The sequence below is a fragment of the Halopseudomonas sp. genome, assembly GCF_041579695.1.
GTDB lineage: Bacteria > Pseudomonadota > Gammaproteobacteria > Pseudomonadales > Pseudomonadaceae > Halopseudomonas.
In genome coordinates, this window is sequence record NZ_JBFGFI010000045.1 from 1 (window position 1) to 22,570 (window position 22,570).

Genomic DNA, 22,570 nt, shown 5'->3' on the forward strand with positions numbered 1-22,570 from the left:
GGCATTACTCGCCGGACTGTTCGCGGCTAGCGAGCTCAGCCCCCTGGCCTGGAGCCAGTTGAGCATCGACAGGCAGTTTGTTCCATGAGCCCATTGCTCTGGCTGCTCGTACCCCTCACCCCGCTGCTGGCCGGCGCGCTACTGTGGCGTTGGCCCGAGCGCACTGCCCCCTGGCTCTGGCTAAGCTGCCTGCCCGCATTCCTGTTGAGTCTGTGGCCAGCCGCGGCACTGGAACTGAGCGTGCTCTGGCCCGGCGCAGGTTGGGGCGCAGATGATCTGCTGGCCCGTGCATGGCTGGCATTCAGCTCGGCACTCTGGGCCTGTGCGACTCGCTTCGCCCTCACCGACCTGGTCGCCGACCAGCATCGCCTGCGGTTCTGGTGCTGCTGGCTGCTGTCACTGACGGGCAACCTGCTGCTGATCATCGCCGAGGATGCCGGCAGCTTCTATGTGGGGTTCAGCATGATGAGCCTGGCGGCCTATGGTCTGATCGTGCACCAGCGCGGACCAGCACCGCGCCAGGCCGGCCGCCTCTATTTGCAGCTGGCCATACTCGGCGAAATGCTGATCTTTTCCGGCATGGTCCTGCGCATGCATGAGGCCGGCGGCGCACTGCAGCTGGCGGCGTGGCAAGAGGTACCGGTTGGGACGCTGACTGCCACAGTGCTGTTGCTGGGGTTCGGTCTGAAGGCCGGCTTCTGGCCGTTACACGTCTGGCTTCCACTGGCCCACCCGGCAGCTCCGGCAGCGGCCAGTGCCGTGCTCTCCGGGGCGATGATCAAGGCCGGCATCCTGGGTCTGTGGCGGTTCTTGCCCGCAGAGGACCCGCTGCTACAGAGCTTCGCGATGTCGCTGGTCGCGGTAGGCGCGATAAGCGCATTCTACGGTGTGGTCCTGGGACTCTTGCAGAGCAAGGCAAAAACGGCGCTGGCCTACTCGTCGGTCAGTCAGATCGGCTATCTGCTGGTGGTGCTTGGCCTGGCCTGGCTGCATCCACAGTCCGGCGCCGGGGCCGCTACGCTGCTGGCCCTGTATGGCGTGCACCACGGGCTGGCCAAAGGAGCGCTGTTCATGGGCGCGGGCCTGGCGGCGCACTATCCCCTCCGGGGGTGGCACTGGCTATTGATGGCCTTGCCGGCGATGGCCCTGGCGGGGTTGCCGCTGACCACTGGCGCGGCGGTGAAGATATTGCTCAAGGATACGGTCTATGCCAGCGACGTGAGCAACTGGCTGATGCTCCTCACTGCAGGATCCGCTGCGACGGCGGCGCTGCTGCTACGGGCGCTGTGGCTGATGTGGCGCAACCAGCCAGCGGCCGCCCGACCAGGTCCAGCTGCGGGGCAGTTGCTGCCCTGGGGATTGCTCTGTGTGATGCCGGCGATTCTACCCTGGCTATGGCCCGAAATGCGCCAGGCGTTGCTCGCCAGTCTGCCACTTGAAACGATATGGGCTGCCCTGTGGCCATTGCTGATCGCCGCGGCGGCGGCCTGGGCATTGCACACATTCGGCTGGACCATTCCCCCTCGCCTGCAAAGGCTGCCGAATCCGGCGCGAGCCGGCTCGTTGCGACTTAAGCGATTGCTGCAGCGCCCTCCCGTCCCACCGGTTCAGCCGGACGTGGAACTCCACAGGTGGCGAGCAGGCGAGCGGCGCTGGAACCGTCTGTGGAGCGGCGGGGCCGTGTCGGTCAGCGCCTGGATCGTTATTCTGCTGCTGCTTCTTGGCTGGCTGGGCTGAATAGCGCCAGCATACCCTGCATCGCCTCGGCCGGAATAGCTTTGCCGTTGAGCATTATGCTGCCGTCGGAGTAGACCAGGCTGGTCACCAGATTGTCGCCTTCCTGCCGGGCCAGTCTGGTTGTTTCAGCCATGCCGGCCAGCATCTGAACCATGACCTCGGCCTCGAGAGCCACCGCCTCCGGATCAGCGCCCGGTTCAAACAACGCTTTGTACATGATCACGTCGCGCAGCATGGGCCTGGATAACTGTACATGTGCATCCACCCGCGACAGTAGCTGAGGCACCAACTGTGCGGCCGGCACATCAAACGACTCGGGGCTGGCCAGCATGACTTCAGCGCGGGCCCGGCTCTCGCCGTTGGGCGTGCGGATTACCAGCAGATCCAGCGCCAGCTGCGGTTGGGCAGCCAGCATTGTTGCAATCGCATCGCGCCAGCGCTCGGATTGCTCTGGCGGTTCTTCGCCCTGGTAAACGCTCAAGGCCTGTTGATTGTAGAGCTCATTGATTTCGCGTGCGGCTACCTGGTCGAGACGGGAAAAGCTCCAGTTCATTCCTGCCGAACCCAACTCATGATCCTGATATGTTGCCTTTGCCAGGTCGAACTTGAGCGTCCCGGCCAGATTGCCGGCATCTTCGGTCAAGGTATCGGTCTGCGCCAGGCCTTCAAACACCAGGGTTGAGCCGGGTTCACCTTCCAGCCGCAGGGTTTCCACGGCCATCCGCCCTTCACCCAGGTAGAAGTCCGATGTGCCCCGGTGTCGATCGGCAAACAGCGTGATGTTCGACATTTCCAGCGTAAAGGGCTGTCCGGCTTCGGTTTGTGCCGTCAGCCGCATGCCGTCCGAGCGGCCGTCGAGCAGCACCGCATCGCCCGCCACGTCGGTGGCAAACTCCAGCGTGACCGGGGAGAATTCGGCTTTCATTTCCTCATCGTCGAAAACCAGCGGCGCCACGGCAAAGTTACCGTTGATGCTGCTTCCGTAACCGAGGGTACTGGTTATAACAACTGGCGGCTGTTCGCCACTGGCGGCGAACAGCGGCGCGAGATAATCGCTGCGCTCCAGTACCGCCTCGCTGGTTGCCATCACGGGCACCAGCTTCAGCTGCTTCAACCGCGACAGCGGGAACGGACCATGGACGAGCCGGTCAATGATGGTAACGGTGACTGGTCCCTGGTCTTCCCCACCCGGGTAGACGAAGTCATACCGGGCCGTGCTGGAAAACACCCCGCGTTCGAAGTCGGCCAACTCCAGAGTTACCGAACCATCCGGGAATGCCTCATCGATCTGCTCATTGCTATGCGCTACCGCATCACGCAGCACATCTTCCATTTGCGTGCCGGTGTACCAGGCGCCAGCGGTACCGGCGAGGCCGAGAGCTACAACGACCGCGACGGCAATCCCTGCTTTCTTCATGGGTCTATCCTTAATAAATATTGGAAAGTCAGCAGAAACTGTATGCCATCGGGGCTCTACTGTCAGCCCTGGAAACCCCCGCCGCACCGCAGCCACCCCATGATCGTCCATTTACGCTGCCTATCATGGCTCTGACGACTTGCGATCCGCCTGGCAAATGCCGATCCTTGATGGCTCGAACAGAACCATGCACAGGAATACCGCGTCGCCATGACAGAAAATAAAAACGCTTTTCATTGCAGCCTGACACCGCGCTTCACCGACCTGGATACCTGGCGGCACGTGAATAACTCGCGCATTTATCAGTTGCATCAGGAAGCGAGAATGCTGGCCCATCTGGACCTGCTTGGACCTGATGCCTGGTTTTCCGATGACGTGCGTTTGCGCCCGCTACGCAGTATTACCGATTTTCGTCGGGTCACCTGGTACGGCAGCGAGGTGCAGGCGCAGGTACAGGTGCAGACCTGCGCCACAGACAGCTACCGTGTACGCAGCGACCTGTTTCAGAACGGTGAACATGTAGGTACCCAGCAGGCCCTGATGGGGGCTTACCAGAACGGCAAACGGGTGGATCTGCCATCGGCCACCCGCGAACGCCTGGAGACGATCGCCAACGGAGATGCCGAGCCGCTAGCCGCAGCGGACTATGTGCAGAAAGTCAGTACGGTGACGGATTTCCCGGTTACCCAGCAATTGACGCCACGCTACGCCGACCTTGACGCTGACAGCCAGCGCAGTGAAGCCGCGCTGGCCCGCTACATGGAGCAGTCGCGTTTTGGCGCCATCCGTCATCTGGACCTGGGCGGTCTGGGCATCCTGATCGCCTCGATGGACGTCAGTTACCTGCATTTTCGCGCTGGCTGGAAGCCGGTGGACCTGCGCGCCGGTATCAACCGCGTCGGCAACAGCTCATTCGTGTTCACCGGCTGCGCCACCAGCGAACACGGCCTGCAGGCCGTGGCCAACAGCGTGATGGTGGTGATCGACCAGGCCAGCAGTCGCCCGGCGCCGATTCCGGACGTGCTACGCGAGCAGTTGCAGACACTGAAAATCTGAGCTGGTTACCCCGGTGCCGGCTAGTTGTACATGAAAGTCGGCCCCGGGGTCTCGCGCCCGTCATCCACCCCCACTTCGGTACTGACCAATGCGTTGAGGCCATAGTCAGATCGCTCGATTCAGGTATATGGGACAGATGCCATACGCGCTTGCGTGCTTGCGTGCTTGCGTGCGTGCATGCTGGCCGATGCAGCGCGGGCACCGATGGATGAGGCCAGGCTGCCGGCGGAGAGAACTCCCGCCCATTTCAGAAGCTCCCGTCGCTTCATCTGATGCTTCTTGCGCCATAGACGCGAGCTTTTGTCAGTAGACGACACTGGCAGGCTGACAAAACCGACTGCATAATTCCAATGCATTTTGAGATCCCATTCGATGCGGAGACCGCATGACCAATCTGCAGCAATTACGCCATTTCACCGCGCTGGTCGAGCATGGCAACTTCGCCCGCGCCGCCGAGGCGGTCCATCTCAGCCAGCCGGCCCTCAGCCGCAGCATTCAGGCCCTGGAAGCCAGCCTGGACTGCCGACTGCTGGATCGTCATACCCGCGGCATCAGCCTCACGGTGCATGGTCAGGTCGTACTTGAGCACGCGCAGCGGTTATTGGCCGGCAGCCGCGCCCTCGAGAACGCGGTGAGCCAGCTGGGTAATCTGGAAGCCGGTGAGCTGCTCCTGGGTAGCGGGCCTTACCCCGCTGCGCGGCTGGTGCCCCAGGCTTTGGGGCGGATGGCCAGTGCCTGGCCACGGGTGCGGATCAACCTGCTTCTGGACAATTGGTGGGGCCTGCGCGATCGTCTGTTACGAGATGAACTGGAGCTTTTCGTTGCCGATATTCGCGACCTGGAACACGACCCTCTCCTGCAGATCGAAGCCCTGGGTGTCCATCCGGGGATGATGTTCTGTCGTCCCGGCCATCCGCTCTCAGGACGCGCGGGCCTGAGTATCGACGATATGCTGGAATATCCGCTGGCAGCCACCCAACTGCCCGAGCAGGTGGAGCAGGAACTGAATGATGCGAGCAACCGTCAACAGCCGGTCAGTATTCAGTGCGATAACTTCATGGTGCTCAAGACTCTGGTCGCGCAGAGTAACGTGCTCAGCATGGCGCCATGGGATGTGGTTGCCGACGACGTTGCTGCCGGCAGGCTGGTGACCCTGTCGCTTGAACATACCCGTTTCAACCAGAAATCGGCCTACGGTCTTGTCAGCCGCGCCGGGCACACGCTTTCGCCTGCGGCGCAGGCGATGCGTTTGCAGATACTTGAGGATACGGGGTGCTGACAGAGCGCCACCCGCCGCGGACTACTCAACACGCTGCCCGGCAGATCCTCGCGGATCGCCGCCAGGTTTTCTGCTACCGCCATCAGGATCGCGACATGGGCGTCGTGCCCACAGGCGTGCATCGATCAACCACTGATCAAACGCCGAATAAATGCTGCTGATGACAAGGCAACAAAGCCGGCTCAGCAAGTAACAAACTTCTCACTCAGATCCTCCTCGTCCAGATAGGTGATACGGGCGGTCTTGAAGTTCAGATCCACGAGAAGGTGGCAATAGTACTCACCATGTCGCCAAGCCATGGCGACGCTGGAGTCGTTTGAATAATGGAGCTCGAAGCGACCGTCGAAGGCCGGGTAATGTGAGCGAAAGCGCATGAGTTTCAATAGCCGCTGCACAACCGGCTGTTCGATGGCCTCGTCAATTTCTTCCAGGCTGTAATAGTGCCGGTTGATATCGCGCAGCTCGCCGGTTGCGTTCATCAGCTCCTCATCATTACGCCCGGCCAGAAGTCCGACGTAATACACCTGAGGAATGCCCGGCGTGAAGAACTGGATCGCTCGGGCGGCGATGTAGCTGTCATCGTTGCACATCAAGGCGTCATAGAAGGTGCAAGTCAGCTGGTAGATTGCGCCCACGCTGTTCACCCGTGCCGCAGAACGGCGCAGGATCGGATCGGCGCTGCGTGCATTGATGTTGTCGATCAACTCCCGAATCTTGTTTTCCGGCAGTACACCCTCGACATCGGGAATACAGATACCGTCATGGGTATCGAGCACCGTGATGCTGTTACGCGGGCACATCCGCAGCCAGTTCTTCAGATACACGCTGTTGTTGTCCAGCAGCGTATAGAGCAGCAACGGCGGCAAGGCGAAGGCATAGGGATGCATGTTGCGACGGCTGATGGCGTACTGGAAGCTGGTGTGATCGTGTACCTCCGGCAGGCATTCGGCACCATGCCGGGCAGCGGTCTCGTTGACCCACTCGAGAATGCGATAGACATCCGGCTCGACCAGAAAGCAGCTGGTGCCAATACGCTTGGTGGTATAGCCAAATGCATCCAGACGCAGCAATTTCACTCCTTTGCTGGTGAGAAACTGGATGTACTCCTCCATCAGCCGATAGGTAATGTCTGCCTGGTAATTGAGATCGATCTGACGGTCGGTAAAAGTACACCAGACGCGGCCTACCTTGCCGTCAGCGAAAGTCACCTCGCGGAAAGGCTCTTTCTCCTTGCGAATATGGATCTTCGCCAGATCATCCGGCGTGATTTCGCCAAAACGATCCACATGAATAAAAAGCTCGGCGCTGGGCGAGTCAAACCCGTTCTGTATGAAGTCCTTGAACTGCTCTGACTCATCCGAAATATGGTTAACCGTCAGGTCCGAACAGACATCGTATTCAGCCGCAAGCCGCTCGATGTCTTCCCAGGTACCAAACGCCGGATCTACCTCCTTGTGCGTCAGAGGGGAAAATCCGGCATCGGCGTTGGACGGAAAGAACGGCAGAATATGGATACCGCCGATTGCATCGCACAGGTGCCGATTGATCGCGGCGTGCAAGTCCCGCAGGTTGTTGCCGATGCGATTGGGGTAACAGATAAGCTGGACTGCGTTGCGTAGAATCAAAGTACGTCACCTTTTCCAGGGTGAGAAGTCGGTTCTGAACCTGCCTTGTAGCGTAGCACCACAGTAGCAGCACCCCACTGCGGTGAACGCCCGTCGACGGCGGGGCAGCCTTTCTCAAACAGGGATTACCGCCCACAGGTGACGATGAATCTACTCCGAGGTTTACAACAATTCTCGAGATTGAAGTCTTACCGACGATATCGCAGATAAATGGGTCTGAACCGTCGCTGACAGGCTGGGTCGAATAGGTATGGCAGGCATTGCTTTGTTGACTGTTTCCCCGAGCATCGAGCTCTTACACCGACGGTAGGGTATGACAAAGATGACTCACTTCCTGAGTTTGAATTTGCCCAGTGCGCTTTATACCGAACATGAATGGTTCATAAAAGTCAGCCAGGGAGCCTTGAAAATACAAACTCATGCCGATCTTTTCCACTGGCTACAGGGAGATCTGCAAACCTATTTACCACATCAAATCCTGCTCGCCTCATGGCGAGGGGCCGGAGGGAATGCGCTCGAAGTCGATATAATTTCCGCGCTTCTGGAAATGCGTACCTCGAACGTGGTCAACGCCGATATAATGCCCCTTCGGCGGAATCTACTAGCGCGCTGGGAAAAGGGTGGGCATCAGCTTTTCGGGATTCAAAACGAAGATGGTTTTGAACTGGATCTGAGCAAACTCGACACTCCAGATTCGGTAGCGGCGAACTTCAAACGCATGCGGTCAGCGCTAATCCATGGCATAAAGGATGAGCGGGAGCGGGATCAGATACTGTACATCGTATTTAGCGAGACTCTCTGCCTTCCGCAGTCGGCTCAACTTTCTTTCAAGCTGCTCCTGCCTTATATAGACACCGCTTTGCGGCAACTGCCACCTTTGCGAGGCCAAGCCAATATTAACGGTGTGCAGGGTTCTTATGACGAGTTCGGATTATCCCAGCGCGAAAAGGAAGTCATGGATTGGGTAAGAGTTGGGAAAACCAATGAAATTATTGGCGTCATTCTTGATATCAGTCCGTTCACCGTGAAAAATCACCTCAAGCGCATTTTCAGGAAACTGGACGTGTCGAACCGGGCTCAGGCGGTGAGCAAGATTCATGAGCACGCTGAGGCAGAGCGCACCGAGTGACGCCGGGTAAAGCATGTGGCCGTTCGCGCACTGCCGATGGCTGCCGCCTGGGTTGTCTAGCCTGGGTTATCCAGCCAGTACGCCAGAGCCTGCACCCACGACGACATCAAAGACGACAGTAGAGGCGCCGATACTGGCTGAGCAGTTCGGTCTGCCCCGGCTTTGCGGGGTCAAGCAGGTATTCCGGAACCGAGAATGCAATGACCTCACTTGGGCCCGGGTCGAGCGTTTCGATGGCCCCCAATTGATCTAGGATACGGTTGATTGGAGCGGCGTGAGCGCTGAAGGGCAATTCATCCAGCGGCGGCCCGCTTTGCTGCGAGAAGAGTTCTACGATAATGCCCCAATAACGCTTTTTTCGTGCGGCAATATCGTTAACTCGGAGCGCGTATTCATTGAAGTCAGTGCGCGCTACCGTCCCAACGCCAGCCCCGTCCTGCAGAAGGACGTGTAACTGAGGCGCTGCCGCCCAGAGTGCCCGCCACAGCCTCTCGAACTGAGCCGGCGATTGCGCTCCGCTCACGTAGGTCGAAATACTCACCGCCTTTTCAGGGCTCAACTCAGTAAGTAAGCCGGTAAGATTCCTCAAATGCTCCCGGAGCAAACTCACTTGCCAGGAATGCGTCCAGGAGCGATCGTCGATTTCTTCGGAGAGATACCAGCCGACGAACGCCGGATGATCGCCTAATCTTGCATTGAGTCGATCCGCTGCCGCTAGCGAGCGTTGGCGAAGGTCTGCGAGGTACGCTGCCAATGCGTCTGCGGGGTCCGTAATCCGGCTGCCAAAGTCTGCATCGGCAACCAGGCCTAAATTGACGCGCAGCCCGTTTGAGTGCGCCTGATCAAGCAATGCACTCAGAAAGCTGATACCGGGCTCACGGCTCAGGTCCAGCTCACCGTAGACGCTCCACTGCAGGTAAAGGGTGTCGATCCCGACCCCGGAAATTTCCTGCAGCGCTCCCTGCCACGCCTCTGCAGAACGTTCGAGATCGGAGGTCAGGGGCTGGAGGAAGCTGGCGCGAAAGGGAGCACCAGAGCATTCGTTGGCGTCGGTTGGCAGGGACATGGCCATGAACAGCCAAAAGCAGAGTGGTTTCACCGGCCTTTACTCGTCATCACGTCAGAATCCGTATTGCAAGCGTAAGACAAGACCCGAATCTTCGTCGGTATTCCCCCCCACCATGCCACGGAACTCCGCCGCCAATTCAAAATTGCTGCTATGCGTGTGGTAGGCGTTACCGCCAAACCAGCCGCGCAAGGCAACGCCCAAGCCCGCCTCATAGCGGCGCTCGGTTTCGGCGTCATCCGTGTAGCTTGCGGCGGCGACACCGTAAGGCACCAGATGCAGGCCCTGGCCTATCTGCATGGCAACACCCTCGCGCCATTCCGCCACCAGAAACTCAGCCTTGTCTTCCACCACCTTGGCCGCATCCAGATAGACGGAGCGATAGTGCTGGTACTTCCGGTCTGGAGCGTAGGCTAAACCACGGCCGAAGGATGCGCTGGCCCGCACCATCCAGTCGTTTCTTGCCTCGCTCCCCAGCGCGACCAGCCGCTCGCCAGAGAGTAAAAAATTGACCGGCGCAAAAGGCTTTACCCGAAGGCCGACGCCGCCCTGGGTTTCGCTGCCCACTGGCGACAGCGTGTCGTCCTCGAATGCCCAGATGCTGCGCCCGTAAACCTCTGCATAGCGGCCATCTGAGACGTTATCCAGCCGGTAAGCGATGTCTATCCCGGCTTGACTCTGAAACCCGCTGAGGCCGACGGAAGCGTCCTGGCCCGAGGTACTGTCAACGCCGTTCATCCTCCGAACGAACACACCCGCGTTGAACTTCAGCCGGTCCTCTAACTGCTGCACCTCCTGGCGCCAGGCATAGCCACTCTCATCGGTACCGGTGCTGGCGGTGCCTTGGCCTTGAGAACCGTTATTCGCGGTACCCACCCAGGTTTGCGACAGATCTATGCGCTGGCGGAACGCCTTGGCTGCAGCCTCATCCTGCCCAAGCCGGCGATAGGTATAGCCGAGCTCCTCATACAAAGGCAGCCGCTGTTCATCAGCAGCCAGAGCTGCCTGGAAATGGCCCGCTGCGAGGTCATCATTGCCCGTCCTCAGATAGGCATAACCCAGGCTCGCCTGAAACTCCGAATTATCAGGTTCAAGCCTTACGGCCTGCTGGAATTCGCTGCGGGCAGCGCCCTGTTCACCGAGTTCCAGCAGGTACTGTGCCAGACTATAGTGTCGGAGCGCCGTGGGTTCGGCCAGTAGGGAACTGCGCTGTGCCTCCACTGCCAGCTGGGCGTCCCCATCCCGCGAGGCAAGCAGCGCGCGCTCTTCATACAGCAGCGCTTGGTCGGAGAGCGTCAGTGCATCTTCTTTTACCTGGCCCAGCACTCGAGTTGCCTTCTCGTGCTGGCCGGTAATTCGCGCCGCTCGACCCACATGCAGCATCAGTTCTGCCGGCCGGGTCTTATCTGTTTGGTAAAGCGCCTCCAAAGCCTGGGGTTCGACAGCTAATACACCCTCCGCTGCGGCAACGTTTACCCATTGCCGCATCACTTTGGGCAGATCCGGATGATCTGGAGGAAGGACTTCCACGAGTTGACGCAACTCAACCAGTGCCGCGCCATGGTCATCTGCGGCCAATAATATATCCACCAGTCGAGCACGTGCATCGGTACCACCTTCCAAAGCGACCAGGCGACGTTGAGTATTCGCTGACGCAAGCAGGTCTCCTGCACCCACCTGTCGCTCCGCCAAAGCGTGCAGGGCGGGTGGGTAGTCTGGCGCGAGTAAAACAGCCCGTTCCAGCGCCGCCAATTGGGCTGCTGTATCGCCCGCATGGGCATGCATTTCGGCAATCTCCAGCGCTATCGCCCCGGGCTCCTCAAGCTGTGACGGGTTTTCCAGCAGCCGGGACAGCTCCTGCACCGCATCTTCGGAGCGCCCCGACTCCTTGAGGAGCTCGACTTTAAGTTTTGTGCCATCCAGTTGCAGGTCATCAATAGAGTCAAGCGCGATCAGGGCTTGCTCCAGTTTCCCCGCCCGCCTCAACGCCTGCACCTGCTCCAACTGGAACCTCATCACGCTCTCTGAATTCGAGCCAGCACCTCTCGCCAAGGCGCTGCGGCGCTGACCGCCCGCAGCCTGCCGACGAATGAGTTCACCGAGCAGCTCTGCCTCGTCTTCATTGCGACCGAGGCGGCGATAGACGTAGCCCAATTCCTCGTACAGAGGCAGCCGGTCTGGGTCGAGGCTCAACGCGGTCTCGAAATATTTTGCGGCCCGGCGGTCGCCTCCTGCTTCCAGATAGTCATACCCGAGGCTTGCGTGATACTCGGCATTTTTCGGAGCCAGTATGATGGCCTGTTCAAGCGCCCGGCGAGCGAGGTCCGGATCACCCAGGGTCTTCCAGACTTGTGCCATATGATAGTGGCGTACCGCGGTGGGTTGAGCGTTCACAGCTTGCTGCTGCCACTGCGCGGCTGCCCTGTGCTCGCCTTCCATCTGGGCCAACTGGGCCTGTTCGTCATAGAACAGGGCGCGAATGTTCGGATCCTGTGCAGCCATATCCAGTTTGGCCAGAATCTGTTGAGCCCGGACCGGGTTACCGTCTAGACGCGCCGCGCGGCCTGCGTGCAACAGGTACTCGGGCGATCTTTTGCTGTCGGCGACATAAAGGCCCTCCCAGGCCCGGGCGGCTTCATCCCATTGTTGCTGGGCTTCAGCCAGGCTAGCCCATTGGCGCAATACGCGTATCCGCGCCGGATGTCCCAAGGGCAGCCTTTCGACCAGTTGCCGCAGCTCGGTCAAAGCTGCCTTTTGCTCCCCCGACGCCACTAACACGTCTACTAGCCTGAGCCGGTTTTCAGGCTGGGCTTCTACTGCAATAAGGGCTCTGAGAGTGTCCGATGCTGCCGCCAGTCGGTCGGCGCCAACTTGCCGCTCAGCCAGCGCGTGCAAGGCCGGAGCATGTCTGGGTGCCAGGGCCACAGCGTGCTCCAGGGATGTCATCTGAGCCTCGAGATCCCCTGCCTGGGCGTATAGCTCGGCGATTTCCAGGGCAATTGCGCCTCGATTTTCCTGTTGCGATGGTTCGTCCAGCAACCGCTGCAATACACCCACCGCGTCCTCGGTTCTGCCCAGTTCTGCGAGTAAAGAAGCGTGCAGACGCCGGCCATAAGGCGATGTCTGTTCCACCCTCTCCACCGCGTCCAGCGCCTGGGCGGTAAGCTGGGACTCGGAGAGTGCCTGGGCCAAGGCCAGATACAGGTCCGGATCAGGCTCACCCTCTTCCACCGCCAGTGAGAACGCCTGGGCACCTAGCTGCGGCTCACTTCGCTGCATGTGCAGATAACCCAGAGACGTGGCCAGTTCTCGCCGAAGTGTTGCTGATCCCACTCTTTCCAGTCCGCGATTTATAGTCACAATCGCCAGTGTGGGCTGCCCCATCTCCATCAGAAGCTGCGCTATCGCAAGCCATCCTTCAGGGGGGACGGCATCCGCAAGCATAAGGAGCTGCGTCGCCTCTTTCTGACGATCGAGTTTGATATAGGCTTGAACCAAGCGTAACCGATCTTCAAAGACTGGGGCTGCGGCAGCGTCTTCCAGTAGCGGCGGAATGGCTGCAAAATCACCACGCTGGAGCGCTATATCCACCAGTTGACGACGAATAGTACGCTGCTGGTCTTCGCTCAAGTCTTGGGTCTCAAGCGCGCGCCGCCAATCTGCAGCTGCCGAGTCGGTGCCTCCCTGGCGCAAGCTTGCCTGGCCGCGGTAAAGGTATCCAAGCCCCGTTTCGCGACCTTGCTCGATCAGCTTCGACGCATGTTCTGCTGCAGACCCTGGCTCATCGAGTGGTCCCAGCAACAGGACAACCAGGCGCAGCCGTACATCAACATCATCCGGATATATTTCAAGGACTCGCGCTAATTCTTTTGCTGCCTCAGCAGATTGCCCAGACCCGATCAGGCGCTCGGCTCGCTCAATCAAGGGGTACTTACGAAAGCTAGCCAATTCCTGTTCGAGCCAGCTTTGGCTACCCACTTTAGGTGTCGCTGCACGCTCGTTCCCGGTCGTTACGTCGGCTACCGAGCCCGCAGAAAACAGGCTGAATGCAACCGCTGTAAGGATGGACGTCAGGTTCTGCAGTCGTCTGAAAAAGCCGCGCCCGTTATTAGGCTGAGCGGCGGCAGGGAAGTTTCTTCGCATAATGCACCGTTCTGGTTGAGCGTTCATTATCTGGCTATTGCTTATGCTGCTTTGTCGAAGCCTTCCTGCACCTGTAAGGCTTGCTTTAGTGTTTGCTCGTTCAGCCAACCGTGGTCCAGCAAGAGATATCCCAGGGGCCGCGGGTCCGAACGCTGCTCGGCAAGCACATGGTGCAATTGTTCGGAGGCAATAGCCTCGAGGTCCAGTAACAGCTCACCAATGCGTCGCCTGCGGGGGTGCCCCATGCCGGCTGCCACGGGAAACGCGTGCTGGGTTTTGTCCCAACCCAGATGACGGCTATACACTAGATGTCCCGCAAACTGACGCAGTGCACGGTTGCAGGCAAAAAAATTGACTACGTTGGCCCAGATCTGCCGTGGTGCCGAGAGCAACCCCTGGCGCCAGCCATAGTAGTGGGTCATAAAGATAGCTCTGTGCAAGATCCGATTACTCAGCAATAGCGCGTTGATGATCATCAACCACCACAGCCAGCTGTCCACCGGCACCAGTTGCGGAAACCAGTAGCTGTCAGATAGCAGCACGTGGACAAGTTCCATCACCACTACGTTAAGCACCACAAAGTAGGCCAGGAAGCCAATCTGCGAGGTGACCAGTGCTTTGCGATCGCGGAACAGGATGTACTTGGTGGCCAGGCTTCCTTTCCAGCCGACGTTTGCCCAGCCTTGTAGCGCGATGCCGAGGATCCAGCGAGCCTTTTGTCGGTAGGCGGCCCGGAAGTTATTGGGGAAATACTCCCGCACGGCAATGTATTCGTCCGCATGGCCCGGCTCTTTGGAGTCAGTGGGGACCCGTACCCGCACAAAAACCTGGCGCATGCCCAGTTCGCGCAGCCTCAGGCTGATGTCGTAGTCTTCGGTAAGGCTCCCGGGATTGAATACTTCACCACCCCGTTCCCGATGCAGCGCTAGGATGGCGTTACGGCTGAACGCGGTGCCCACACCGGCGCTAGGCACTATGCCCGTCAGCGCGGCCCGCACTGGAACGTCTTTGGTATGGCATTCAGTAAACTCATCCTTGTAGTGTCCTCCGGTAAATTCCTTCCAGGGCCTGGGCAGTGGCAAGACCGGGATCTGCACGAGATCGTAGCGAGCGACCATATAGTTGAACAGTCGCAGCTCTAGTGGATGGACCACATCTTCTGAATCCTGGAGCACGAACGCGGCGAACTTGATCCCCTGCTTCGCCTCGAATTCGAGAATCGAAGCGATCACCTCGTTCAGGCAGTCCGCTTTGCAAGTGGGTCCGGAACGGGCGCCGACGACCTTATGAATGGTTGGATTGGCGGCCGCCACCGCGTCGACTTCCCGCTGTGTGTCGAGATCATTCGGGTAAGTGCCGACAAAGATGTGGAAGCGCTTATAGTCGAAAACCGTCAGTGCGTTGTGCAACATCTGCGCGATGACGTCGGCCTCCTGCCAGGCCGGCACCATCAGGGCGATTGGACGTTCCTCAGCGACTCTCAGGCTTTCAAGAGACGGGGTTTCAGCCCCTGAAGCACCGGTCAGGCGCTGATAAATACGACGACACCAGTAGCAAATATCGATGAACAGGTCATCGAAACTACTAATGGCAATCAGCACCGCAGTCGTTATGAGCAGTAGCTTTACGAAAAACCAGTAAATCGCAATGATATCGACCCAGTCCATTTCCCTTACTCCAAGGCGGCAACGGGTGACGAATGTTCACTCTCTGCCGGCTGCGACGAGAGCAACTCTGACAAAGCCTGAACAATGCGGGCCGCCGCATGACCGTCCCCGAAAGGATTAGTGCGTGCGACCATCGCGCGATAGGCTTCAGGGTCGTCGAGCAGCCGCTGCGCGGCACGAACCACGACGACCGGATCTGTGCCGGTAACTTGGGCATATCCGTGTTCGACGGCTTCCGGCCGCTCGGTCAACCGGCGCAGCACCAACACAGGCACCCCATAACTGGGCGCTTCTTCCTGTATGCCGCCGGAGTCGGTGAGTACCAGGTAACTCTGGCTAAGCATTCGCTGAAGACCGAGGTAGTCAAGCGGGTCTAACAGATGGATGCGCGGGTGCTGGCCGAGAATGCGGTGCACGGGTTCACGCACTCTCGGGTTCAAATGAACGGGAAAATCAATCTCGACATTAGGCCTGCTATCAGCCAGCTCACGCAGCGCGATACATACTTTCTCCATCTCGTCGCCCCAGGCTTCCCGCCGGTGCAGGGTCACAAGAATTCGACGCTGACCGCCTGCCGAGTTGTTGGGTTGTAACAGCTTGTCGCGAACGTGATTGACCGCATCGACGACCGTGTTGCCTGTCACCAGTATACGATCTTGCGCAATGCCTTCCCGACGCAGATTTTCCGCAGCCCGCGGCGTTGGCGCGCAATGGATGCTCGCGAGGCAACTGATCATCCGGCGGTTGGCTTCCTCCGGAAATGGATTGCCGCAGTCGAAGGAGCGCAGCCCTGCCTCGACATGAACGCAGGGGATACGATGGTAGAAAGCGATAAGAGCGCCTGCGAACGCGGTCGTGGTATCACCTTGCACCACGACCGCTTCGGGTGCGACATTGTCAAACAGGCGATCGAACTCGCTGATCAGATTATAAGTAAGTACGCCCAGCGATCCATTTGCGGTCATCGTCTCGAGCACCGTTCCGGGATTAATACCGAATGCCTCGAGAGCAAGATCCGCCAGAGTCGTGTGTTGTCCACTATTGACCCACTCAACGGCCTCAGCGCCAAATTTTTTGACCGCCTGAGTATAGACCGGGGCCAGTTTGATGACCTCTGGTCGAGTTCCAGCTATCACGAGTATCTTTTTCATAATCACCCGCTCTTTTCTTTGAGTTGAGTTTTTTTGCTCAATGCTGGTTGCTTCGCTAGTCGGTTGCTGAACTCAGTTCACTGCCATCCACCCAGGTGAAGCCCAACTGGTTGATGCCATTCACCAGCTTCTGAAGATCTTCAAGTCCCGGGGTGCCCAGGCTTGGCTCAAGCCAGAATGGGTGGAAGAAAAACGAGGCATAACTATTCCGGACTACCAGCGCGTATTGGGCATTCAGCAGGAGGTCTTGCCAGGTGTAATCAAAATAGGAGGCCGGGTCGATATCGCTGATGTCGTATTCGATGTTGCCCAGGTTTTCAGGCAGGATGCGCTGTCCGTAATAGTCGCTATGAATGATGTAAGGGAAAAACTGTCCCACTGCGAAATCCGGATCTCCATTTTGGCCAGCGAAGTCCGGTACATCCGCGGTGTAGTAGACGACGCGGTTGTATGTGGTATCGAAGCGCTGCGGAAAGGCACGGTTAGCGGTCGCGGAGGCGTGATAATGAGGCGTCTCCCAGGCATAGGGTTGTATGCCGAACGCATCGAACTCAGCGATACCTGCATCAAGTCGGCCTAGCACCCAGTCCGTTGAATCGCCAGCAACAGGCCTATTATTGACGATGTCCCAGAACTCGAAATCGTCTCCGCTAACGCCCGTCCATGGATTGAGTACATCACCGTATTGGTGGGTATAGCCGTGCAAAACAACGCTGCCGCCACGTCTGAGCGCGTAGGTGAGTCCACGGCGAAAGTCTCTGGCTTGGGCCAAAGGAATTTCCTGTGCGACGCCACCATTCCATTGACCCAGAGGGTCACGATAACGGGGTATGGCCGCGATCGAGAATTTAATCCGCTTACCCCTGAGATAATCCGTAAGGGTTTTCATCACTTCGTAGTTGGTCAGGGCGCCGACATCTTCCAGTCGAATCATAGCGAGCTGCTGAGGGGGCGTGTTCACACCCAACATATCGTGGAGAAGATCGGCGAAGACCAGATACCTGTCGCGTGGTCCAATGTAGGAAAACGGTATATCTGCGACATACCAGAAATTACCGGAGCGGATGACGTAGGGTAGACGCTGCCCGGTTTCGCCGTTTTCCACTTCGACCACAGTGGTGGCGAGCGCCGGATTGGTTGCGGTGGTGGCGCCCGTATCGGGATCGGCAAAGACGGTGTTGCTGAGGATGTCGTAATCGTAGTACTTCACCATGCTGCGCTGTTTGTACAGAACGGTGTCGAAAAATCCTGGCGCCATGTTTTGAGCGGATGGAGCAGCATTTAGGCCGACGAGCCCGTCGAATCGAAAGCCGCGAGTCGCCTCGAAATTAAATGATGGGTTCCAGGCCAGACTCCAGAGATTGTACTTGAACCACACCAGACTACGGTTGGTGGTTGCCGCGTCGCTCAGGAAGGCGGCGGGCAGCGCATTATCGTAGTATGAGCCAAGGTAGAAGGTTATATCGTTGGTCTCGATCTGACCGGCCACGTAATCTTCCACCGGCTTCATTTCAATGGATGTATCGAAGCCGCCCAGCAGATTACCGAGCATGATGGCGTAGGCCTTGCCGAGCTTGTTGTAACTGCTGCCGGGCTCTGAATCATAAAGAATGAGCGCCTGAACCGGGGCGGCCGAGGCCGTTGCGGCACCTCCCGCGAAAGTGAATATCAGGATCAGCGAAAGCGTGCGAATGATGAGAGAGCGTTTGGCAGACATGGTCTGATTTCTCCGTGATATGCGAATACTGGCTCAATGGCTTCTGGGAATGATTTGCTAGGGAGCCGATGTGGCTGACTTGTTGTCGCTCCTCAGAGCCTCCCTTGCCCCGCCTTCGGGCTCCCTTTACCGACATCTGGCTTCCCTATACCCGGTGGCACGGCACGCCCTTTGACGATTGGGCCGAATTCACCCGGCACCACCACAATACTGTTGCTTGACAGTGCGGGGCGCTGTCCGCGCAAGCCGTGCACGGCCCTGAATTCTTGCTTGCCGGGATGCTTCTCCGCCGCCCGAATTTTCTTGCTTTGTATCGATTCCCCCAGGGGCCGTACCTGCTCGCGCATCAGCACGACCTCCGGCATAGCGTTCGATCGTTCAGGTGCGGAGACCTTTTGCTTGACCTTGTCCGGGCTCGCAACACCAGGACCCGCGGCAAAAAGCAGGAAAAGCGCTACGACCGAACCCAAGGGAAAATAGCGAGTCTTCATTTTCATAAACAACTCCTGCCAGTAATGAACCTTCTCGGTCCCGCCCCCGCAGCTAGATAGGCAAACGACCAAGCGATGGTTTGAACCAGTGCGCCAGATAGTGGGCGCCCGTTGGCTGCTCACAGAACTTTTATATACCTGCAGGAGCTTCGCCTGATATGGCCCGAAAGGGCTAACGCCAGCAGAGAGAAGCAGGCGGTATAAGTGGTAGGTGGTCACATAACCCAGACCATGGCTGATTATTTCCAGGGCCAGGCATACCCAAAATATTTCTATGGTCCGCTTGCGCGCTATTTCGCCTAGCTTGGCCATTGGCAACGCCGTCACAGTCTGTTCGCTTTGCGGCCAATTTCCTTTGCGGGCTTGACTGATGCAATCGATACGCTTTGTGAGATAGAAGATAGCGTTAAGCAGAATCTCTCATCTCTGCGCCGGGATATCGCAATCAACGAGCAAGCCGCCAAAGTTTCCATCTATAACTGGAAGGCCGCGAAAGCACGGCAGGCCGCTGGTGGAGGCGTACCTCATTAGGAGGATGAGCAAGAAGGCGAATTGGAGATCGACTGAATAAATCGTCCGCTTCAAAAAAAGTGGGTCAACACCTCTGAGAGAAGTGGGTCGATTTAGCGGCCCTTACCGTTTAACGAAGCACAGCGGGACATCGGGACATCGGGACATCGGGACATCGGTTGTTACCTTATGTCGCGCTACAGCTGGGTTAGACCACTTCAATTCAATGATGGTTTGGGACCTGCCAAAGCAGAGGGAAACCTTTACCAACCGTCCGGGATAAGTTGCCTGCTAAAACTGTTGATCTCCTTTTCTACACTGGCTTCCAGTGTCAGGTCACAGCTGCATACACTAGCTTAATCTTGCGCTCTGGGCGGCTCATCTAGATCCGCCCTAAACCGGTTCCATTGAGTGCGGGAGTAATCTAAAGTAGCGATAATTTAAGGTTCTATCCAGAAGGGACGATTTTGATATTTTCAGACTTTTTACGTCCAAATAATCTATCGCAAAAAATGATGCGAGTCATTTTTTCCATTTACCTGGGCGTAACCTGCCTTATAACAAGCGCGCAATTTCTGGCCGAATATTTAAAAACGCAAAATTCGATAGCCAACGAATTGAAGCAGCTGGAAGAAACTGTCCGCAGTCCCATTGCGACAAGCCTGTGGCAATATAATAAAAATCAGTTAAATGTGCTTGTCACCGGGCTTTTAAAAATGCCTATTATCAAGGGTGTCGACATTTCAGACAAAGATTATAACAATATGATCTCTGAACGATCTTACACTCGATCCTCCGTTCCACTTTCCGTTTTCAAAACAGAATCAGACTTGTTTTGGACGCTTAATGGGAAAGAGATCTTTCTTGGATCACTGACCCTTTATTCCTCGTCAGAAGTCGTTTTAGAGCGCGTTTTTTTCGGATTTTATTTAATTGCAATTACAGCAATCATTAAGCTGTCTGTTTTGTTCTGGCTGTTTATATGGGCCTTCAATCGTTATCTGGCAGCCCCTTTTAAAGAGCTAATGGCCCAAGTTAGTGAAGTTCAAGCAAACCAGAATATAAGCAAGCGGATTGAGCTTTCGGTCAATGAAGACAATGAGCTTAAACAGCTTCAAGATAATATGAATAGAATGCTGTCGACGATGGAAGACGACCGGAAGCGCTTGCTGGAAGATGAAAGAGCTAAGCGAAACTGGTTGGAGGATGCCGTCGCGAAGCGTACAGAAGCATTGCAAATCTCGAATTATAAACTCAAGTGGTTGGCCGCACGGGATTCTTTGACGGGTGCTTTGAATCGGGGGAGTTTCTTTGAAACCGGGCAGCAACTGTTAACGTTGTCTCAGCGGCGAAAGTTGGAAGTGTCCTTTGTGTTAATGGATTTAGATAATTTCAAAGCTATCAATGATACCTACGGTCATTTTATCGGTGATCAAGTGCTGATTCATTTTATTAAGACAATTAAAGGGCTACTAAGAGAATCTGATCTCGTGGCCAGAGTTGGCGGGGAAGAGTTTGCGTTACTTTTGCCTGATACGGGAATTGAGGATGCCACCCGAATTGCAAATAAAATAAGAATAGCCATTGGCGCGTCGACTGTTAAGGTTGAAGATAAAACAGTGACCTACACCATGAGTACGGGTATTGCGTCATCCGAGACAGGGTGCTATTCAGCTGATGAGTTATTTAAACGCGCCGATTTGAAACTCTATGACGCTAAAAATAAGGGTCGTAACCGTGTCGAGAAATAAAATCGCCTATAGATCGTACGTCTTCATGTTTTTTTTGGCTTGGCTCGGCATGACTAACGTCAGTCACGCCGAAACATTAAGCGTTTGCTATGACCAATGGGCTCCTATGACAATATTTCCGTCTGAAGGAGCCCCCGCGCGGGGCGTTGTCATCGATATGCTGGATCAGATATACCCACCTGAGGGCTATGAGCTGGAGTATTACGAAGTTCCTCTGGAACGAGGATTGGCCATGGTCGCAGAGGGGCTTTGCGATATGTTGCCTGAGTATCCGTTTGCGATGAATTCAGAAAAAGACTTTGTGTATGCCGACGAAGAAACATTCGCTTACTCAACCGGATTTGTAATCCGGCAGGGTGACACTTGGCGTTATAATGGTATCCAATCGATAAGGGATAAGCGAATCGCAACAGGACCAGGCTGGGATTACAGTTCAATGAGCGTCGACTATCAGAGCTATATCGATGACCCCCAGAATTCGAATTTTGTTGAAGTGATTTCGGGTCATGATGATGTAGTGGACCGTATCGTCCGCATGATTAAAGAAGGCCGGATAGATTTATATGTGGATAACGAACTCGTTTTGCAGCATGTTTTAAATCGTCTGAACTTGAGTGATGATCTTGAAATCGTGCGCCCTGGCCTGGAAAATAAATTAATTGAACTACCGATTTTTTCAAAGAAAATTCCGGCGGCTAAAAGACAGAGACTTATAAGCATCTGGAATGAGGGCCGTTTGTCGCTCACGGATGAACAGAAGAAAACGATTTTCAGTAAGTATGACGTCATCCTTGAAGAGTGATTTTATGGAAAATCGAGTTCAGAAAGCGGGGTGAGGTTTTGCCTTGGCCTGGAAGCCACAACGTTCCGCAGCAGCAACTTGTGATTAAACGGTGTTATAAATATGGCAAGTTCCAAGACCTGCGTACTGCTTCTGGGTGAGCGCCGGGCGCTTCAATCATGCACATCCATAAACCTGCCAGCCCAAACGCGGTGCTCTTCCATCGTCGAATAGTTGGTCGCCCGCTCTGAGTAAGCAATCCATCTGGATCGGCCGGGTGGAACATTTCTTCCTCTCTAAGCTCTCCAGCCTATCTCTAGCTACGTGGCATGGCGGTCAACGCCGTGTACGTGAAACACTGACTTGGCAATGGCATGGCGGGCACGACGGTTCTAGGGTAAGCGATCCATAAACTCCATCTGGCGTTGATCGCTCTCGTTGCTTGATGATGTCAGCTGAAGAATCGAGTCCGGTATATGCCCAGTGACTGCGTACCGAACTCACGATGCTGCCTGATACTCCGACACCTTCATCTCGGATAACTTCAGTAAAACTGGTCGGCGCACTTCGTATTCGATCGGCAGCGGGGCATTTGCGCCCTATAGCACCTCTGACGAGGGTGAGGATGATTAGTACTGGCTCGCCGGGGTCATATGGCTTGAGGGGATCGAAGGGTCATCAGAGCGCGGCCTGATGCTTGAGAGTGCCCTTAACCGCTTGCATGACCGAGGTGATCTCGAGAAGTCCCGGCATCATACTCAGGATCTCTAACCAAAGACCAAAGCGACGTCAAAGTCCTACCCCAAGCGAATTTTGAGCAAAAAAAAAGACCTGCCATTTCGGGCAAGTCTTTGATTTTGTATGGTGCCGGCACCAAGAGTCGAACTCGGGACCTACTGATTACAAGTCAGTTGCTCTACCAGCTGAGCTATACCGGCGCGGGGTGCATTATATCTAGGCTGCGTGCTGTGTAAAGACGTCAGAGCCTGTTGTGGTTAAATTTCCTGGAAAAAGACCCTGTGAATAGCGTGATCCAGCTTGTGCATGAAA

Annotated in this window: 14 protein-coding genes, 1 tRNA gene and 1 pseudogene; 7 read left to right on the plus strand and 9 right to left on the minus strand. The window is 56.6% G+C overall.

The genetic code is table 11. The annotated features are described in order from the left end of the window. Positions 1-84 precede the first annotated feature (84 nt). Positions 85-1,737, plus strand: a complete 1,653-nt coding sequence (locus tag ABYA88_RS10075; protein WP_373187060.1) for a complex I subunit 5 family protein — start codon at positions 85-87, stop codon at positions 1,735-1,737. Here the strand turns inward: ABYA88_RS10075 and ABYA88_RS10080 are convergent. Further along, positions 1,703-3,154, minus strand: coding sequence for a YdgA family protein (locus ABYA88_RS10080; protein WP_373187062.1), 1,452 nt, complete (start codon positions 3,152-3,154; stop codon positions 1,703-1,705). The two genes, ABYA88_RS10075 and ABYA88_RS10080, sit on opposite strands and share 35 nt — an antisense overlap. Before the next feature lie 210 nt (positions 3,155-3,364). Here ABYA88_RS10080 and ABYA88_RS10085 point away from each other — a divergent pair, with 210 nt between their 5' ends. Both ABYA88_RS10085 and ABYA88_RS10090 read left to right on the plus strand, forming a co-directional pair. Then, positions 3,365-4,210: an acyl-CoA thioesterase gene (locus ABYA88_RS10085; RefSeq protein ID WP_373187064.1), complete on the plus strand. Its 846-nt coding sequence runs from the start codon at positions 3,365-3,367 to the stop codon at positions 4,208-4,210. A gap of 385 nt (positions 4,211-4,595) precedes the next feature. Next, a complete protein-coding gene (locus ABYA88_RS10090) occupies positions 4,596-5,489 on the plus strand; it encodes a LysR family transcriptional regulator (RefSeq protein ID WP_373187066.1) in 894 nt (297 codons plus the stop codon). A gap of 182 nt (positions 5,490-5,671) precedes the next feature. Here ABYA88_RS10090 and gtfA read toward each other — a convergent pair whose 3' ends face one another. Beyond that, positions 5,672-7,114: a sucrose phosphorylase gene (gtfA, locus tag ABYA88_RS10095; protein WP_373187068.1), complete on the minus strand. Its 1,443-nt coding sequence runs from the start codon at positions 7,112-7,114 to the stop codon at positions 5,672-5,674. Between the two features lie 322 nt (positions 7,115-7,436). On the opposite strand from gtfA, the gene epsA reads away from it, so the two are divergent. Continuing rightward, complete coding sequence (gene epsA, locus ABYA88_RS10100) at positions 7,437-8,243, plus strand: XrtB/PEP-CTERM-associated transcriptional regulator EpsA (protein ID WP_373187070.1); 807 nt, start codon at positions 7,437-7,439, stop codon at positions 8,241-8,243. A 106-nt stretch (positions 8,244-8,349) separates the two neighbouring features. Here the strand turns inward: epsA and ABYA88_RS10105 are convergent, their stop codons facing one another. The 6 genes from ABYA88_RS10105 to ABYA88_RS10130 all read right to left on the minus strand — a co-directional run bounded on the left by ABYA88_RS10105 (position 8,350) and on the right by ABYA88_RS10130 (position 18,484). After that, positions 8,350-9,315, minus strand: coding sequence for a DUF4434 domain-containing protein (locus ABYA88_RS10105; protein WP_373187071.1), 966 nt, complete (start codon positions 9,313-9,315; stop codon positions 8,350-8,352). 48 nt (positions 9,316-9,363) lie between these two features. Further along, positions 9,364-13,110: a tetratricopeptide repeat protein gene (locus ABYA88_RS10110; RefSeq protein WP_373187072.1), complete on the minus strand. Its 3,747-nt coding sequence runs from the start codon at positions 13,108-13,110 to the stop codon at positions 9,364-9,366. A 383-nt stretch (positions 13,111-13,493) separates the two neighbouring features. Then, the gene (locus tag ABYA88_RS10115; protein WP_373187073.1) at positions 13,494-15,119 is read right to left on the minus strand and encodes a glycosyl transferase family protein; all 1,626 of its coding nucleotides are present in this window, start codon (positions 15,117-15,119) and stop codon (positions 13,494-13,496) included. Between the two features lie 5 nt (positions 15,120-15,124). Beyond that, on the minus strand, positions 15,125-16,270 hold the full coding sequence (gene wecB / locus ABYA88_RS10120; protein ID WP_373187074.1) for a non-hydrolyzing UDP-N-acetylglucosamine 2-epimerase: 1,146 nt from the start codon (positions 16,268-16,270) through the stop codon (positions 15,125-15,127). Between the two features lie 55 nt (positions 16,271-16,325). Then, positions 16,326-17,987: a DUF2334 domain-containing protein gene (locus ABYA88_RS10125; RefSeq protein ID WP_373187075.1), complete on the minus strand. Its 1,662-nt coding sequence runs from the start codon at positions 17,985-17,987 to the stop codon at positions 16,326-16,328. A 92-nt stretch (positions 17,988-18,079) separates the two neighbouring features. After that, on the minus strand, positions 18,080-18,484 hold the full coding sequence (locus ABYA88_RS10130; RefSeq protein ID WP_373187076.1) for a hypothetical protein: 405 nt from the start codon (positions 18,482-18,484) through the stop codon (positions 18,080-18,082). A gap of 672 nt (positions 18,485-19,156) precedes the next feature. On the opposite strand from ABYA88_RS10130, the pseudogene ABYA88_RS10135 reads away from it, so the two are divergent. From ABYA88_RS10135 to ABYA88_RS10145, 3 genes and pseudogenes are all read left to right on the plus strand, one after another. Beyond that, positions 19,157-19,273: pseudogene (locus ABYA88_RS10135) on the plus strand (IS3 family transposase); the annotation flags it as partial. A gap of 182 nt (positions 19,274-19,455) precedes the next feature. Continuing rightward, the gene (locus tag ABYA88_RS10140; protein WP_373187077.1) at positions 19,456-20,739 is read left to right on the plus strand and encodes a diguanylate cyclase; all 1,284 of its coding nucleotides are present in this window, start codon (positions 19,456-19,458) and stop codon (positions 20,737-20,739) included. A 49-nt stretch (positions 20,740-20,788) separates the two neighbouring features. After that, complete coding sequence (locus ABYA88_RS10145) at positions 20,789-21,541, plus strand: substrate-binding periplasmic protein (protein ID WP_373187078.1); 753 nt, start codon at positions 20,789-20,791, stop codon at positions 21,539-21,541. 841 nt (positions 21,542-22,382) lie between these two features. On the opposite strand, the gene ABYA88_RS10150 is transcribed toward ABYA88_RS10145, so the two are convergent. Next, a tRNA-Thr gene (locus tag ABYA88_RS10150) sits at positions 22,383-22,458 on the minus strand. Positions 22,459-22,570 lie beyond the last annotated feature (112 nt).